The sequence below is a fragment of the Flavobacterium sp. genome, assembly GCF_044371705.1.
In the GTDB taxonomy this organism is placed as follows: Bacteria; Bacteroidota; Bacteroidia; order Flavobacteriales; family Flavobacteriaceae; genus Flavobacterium.
In genome coordinates, this window is record NZ_JBILTE010000220.1 from 1 (window position 1) to 3,988 (window position 3,988).

Annotated in this window: 3 protein-coding genes; all 3 read right to left on the reverse strand. The window is 33.4% G+C overall.

Annotated elements, in window-relative coordinates:
- Positions 1–1,082 (reverse strand): glycosyltransferase (locus ACIQ2S_RS11910; protein ID WP_396176275.1); only part of this gene is annotated, 1,082 nt, incomplete at its 3' end.
- A gap of 78 nt (positions 1,083–1,160) precedes the next feature.
- Positions 1,161–2,150, reverse strand: a complete 990-nt coding sequence (locus tag ACIQ2S_RS11915) for a glycosyltransferase family 2 protein (protein WP_396176277.1) — start codon at positions 2,148–2,150, stop codon at positions 1,161–1,163.
- Between the two features lie 175 nt (positions 2,151–2,325).
- On the reverse strand, positions 2,326–3,543 hold the full coding sequence (locus ACIQ2S_RS11920; protein WP_396176279.1) for an ATP-binding protein: 1,218 nt from the start codon (positions 3,541–3,543) through the stop codon (positions 2,326–2,328).
- Positions 3,544–3,988: the final 445 nt, after the last annotated feature.

A 3,988-nucleotide genomic window follows, 5' to 3' on the forward strand; every position in this document is an offset into this window, starting at 1 on the left:
ATGTCGAATTTTTTTGCACTTTCCCTAGCTTTTTCAGACATTTCAACTAGTTTATTGTCGTTTTTAATTAAGCTATCTATAACTGTAAACAAACCCATCATATTTTTATCATCGACAATGTATCCATCCACCTCATTTGTAATTATTTCAGACAATGACAACCAATTATTAAATGCTATTGGAACCACTCCATAGGCCATTGCTTCAACAAGCACTAGACCAAATCCCTCATATTTCGAAGGTAAACAAATAATTTTAGCCGATTTGTAATAAGTGGTCGGGTCTATTTTCCCGGTAAATTTTATTGCTTTTACACCTATTTCACTAGCTAAATTTTTTAGATATTCGGATTGTGGTCCTTCCCCAATAATAACCAAATTCCAACCAACCGTTTTATCTTCAATAAGTTTCCAAACATTAATGAGTAAATCAACTTGCTTTACCTGTTCAAGTCTGCCAACATATAAAACAGTATCTGTCTTTTGTACTAAACCTATATCCAATTTTTGAAAATGTGTAAAATTTGAAATCGCAACAAGCTTGTTTGAATGTATTTTCAAATTTTCATTCAGTTTTTGCACATATTTGCTAGAGAGTACCACTAATTGATCGGAGTTCTTTAACAAAAATTCCAATGCTCTTTTTCTCTTTATTATTCTTAAATGATCAATGATTTTCTTAAATAGTGTATTTTCACCAGAGAAATTCAAATTAAAAACAGGATCCTGATGGAAAATGGCAATATGTGTCACCTCAACCTCTTTTGAAGGTATAAAAAATGAAAATCGATTATTTGTGGCTTCATTATTTATAACTGTATGTATCTTTAATTTCTCTAACAAGCTTTTGTAAAAAAATTTGTTCTCTTTATGGTAAAGAACCTCCGAATTCGGCAATACAAAATAATTATTTGGTTTTAATAGCTGGAAATCCTTATCAAATTTTAATGACAGGTAATAAACGTTAAAACCTTTCTCTTCTAAAAATTCTCCTAATGAATGGCAATAGCGTTGTACTCCGCCATTTTGAGGGAAAAAACCATTTTGGTAGCAAAATAATATATTACTTGCAACTTCTTTCATTTTGCTTCTTTAAGAAACAGGTTTGGTTAAATTAACTGCAAGACCTTTATTGTGTTTTGTATTATATATAATCATAGGTCATCTATTGACTATTCTAAAGTAAAAGGGAAACAAAAGTTTAGAAAAATTAAAAAATTCAATATACTTTCTATAAGGGTTTCTAACACCGCCCATTTCAATGGAACCGATGCTGCTTCTTTTAAGCATTTTTAGTACCGTAAAATACTTTTTAAAGTTAAATTTATCAGCACTTGACGTAATAGCAAGTATTAAAAACTTAGCTACTACGTGATTGACCAACCCTTTTTGATGCTCTTTTAACTCATTAGAACCTTCAAATTGTTTGATATTTTGCACAGCTAACAAAAAACCTTGAATTGCTTGCTCGGAAAAGAACAACTTCGAATTCGTTGCCGAACCCATTCGTGTGGTACGCTGGTAAAATTTTTTATTGCTGAACCCTACTTTTTGAGCCACTGCAAATACTTTGGCTAAAAACAAACCGTCTTCCAGATAAGGCACATTTTTTGGATATGTAATTTGAAATTTGTTCAACAAATCTCTTCGATACAAAATGGCCCATGAACGATCGGGGTCGTTCACAGCTTTACCTCTAGCCGCAAAATAGCCTTCTACGCCACTATAAATTGTATCTTCTTGTACACTATAATCTGTCTGCCAACTACTTGTTCCTGCCGCATTAAAAATTTCAAAACCCAAATACAACACGTCTAACGCTTGATTCTCCGCTCGGGCTATCAATTTCCCGAAAGTTTGCGGTAACACATAATCATCGGGGTCAATAGGTAGTATGTATTTCCCTTTGGCTCTCGCAATCCCATTGTTTCTCGCCATGGACACGCCTTGGTTTTCCTGATTGAGTAGTACAATGTTTGGATATTTTTTTTGCAGACCTTCAACTATTGTTCTGCAATCATCGGGAGAACCATCGTTGATGCAAATGATTTCGTAAGTGCTTTTGTCAACATCTTGATTTTCGAGACTTTCGATGCAACGAGTCACATAGTCTGCCACGTTGTACATAGGTACGATAATACTTAAACGCATGGACTTATTAATCAAATGGTTTACTGCTGTTTGTTTGGTTTTTTTGCTTTGGATAATTATTAAACAGTGGTGTCACATAAAAAAACCTAAACTTTGTAAATATACTGTTCATGATTGCTTTTTTATGGTCAAAAGTAGTTTGATTTTAACTCGCGACAGGACTGTTGTGCTATTTTTAATTGGTTGTTAAAAGAAAAGTTCTCAAATCTACGGCTATTATCCCTTCATCCGTATTGCCTTGAAAATTGTCGAGCGTAACGACCATTTTTGGAAAATTATCATTGATCTTTTTTAAATTACCAAATTCTCTTGCCAATGTTTGAGGTTCGTTAATTGATACTGCTACTTGAACATATAGTTTTTCGCCGGCTCGTTGCCCTACAAAATCTATTTCTAAGGCACCAATCGTGCCTACATGAACCTCAAATCCTCTGCAAACCAGGTGATTATAGACAATATTCTCCATGATTTTCCCCCGGTCTTCAAGCCGATAGCCCCACAAGGCATTGCGAATGCCGAGGTTTTCAAAATAATATTTTTCTCCTGTTTCAAAAATACGTTTTCCTACTACATCATAACGACTCACCCGATGTATTAAAAAAGCATTGACCAAATAATCACTATACGTTTGTACTTGATTGGAAGCTATATTAATGTGTTGCGATTTTAAGAAATCGCTTATTTTTTTTGCTGAAAAAAGACTGCCTGTATTGCTGGCTAAAAATAAAACCAACTGCTCCAGAAATGCCGTATTACGTATAGCAAACCTATTGATAATGTCTCTGTACACAATGGTATGATAGATGTTTTTTAGATACTCAAAAGCAACACCCTCTTCTAAACCTATATTTTTTAGATAGGGTAACCCTCCATATTTAAAATAGCGTTCAAGCGATTGTGTAGTATCCTCTAAAGTGTGAAAAACTAAAAACTCGGCATAGGACAAGCTATAGACAACCATTTCAATGGAACGGCCACTTAAAACACCTGCAATATCTCCTGACAACAATTTGGCATTACTTCCTGTGCAATACAAATCTAAATTTTCATCAAGTAGTAACGAACGTAAGGCTGTTTCAAAATTTTTAATGTCTTGAATTTCATCAATGAAAACGTATGTTTTAGCGGTAGTTGACCTGTTTTTTATGACATAATCGTTCAATTGTTGTGAAGTTTGTAGGTCTGCAAAAGCAATATCTTCTTTATTGATGTAGATAATAGCTGTTTGAGGGTCTCTATCTAATAAATACTGCATTATTTGAAAAAGCATATAACTTTTGCCCACCCGCCGTTGTCCTGAAAAAACCTTTATTAAGTTTTGATCAATAAAAGGAAGTACCCTATTGAGGTAGTCGTTTCTTTTTATTATCGTTTTTGGAAATTTAAAAGACATGGTGTTGGAATGCTGTATTTTCTTTTACAAATTTAGTAAAAGTTTTAATTATGTTTAAAATTTAATTTAAAAAATACATGAGTTTAAAACATACTTAAAACTTTTACGCTATGCAAAAGCACTTCATTCAAGTTTTTTTCTGGTGCGAAAACGCAATTCTTAGTAGCACTCATCGCCTGTTTTCTTTTTTCCTTTTTAATTTTCGAGACTTTCGATGCAACAAGTCACATGGTCTGCCAATTTGTACATAGGTATCATGAGACTCAAAAAGATGAACTAGCAGTAAAATGGATTGTCTTTATTGGCCGGTATTCTTTTCTTTAGGGCATAAACATATTGAAACGGGTTTAAATACACTGTACTCAATTGATACAATCCTTTGTACAAAGACTTTTTCTTGTTCCAACCCATTTTCTGAAACAAAAAAGATATAGAATAAGTGAGG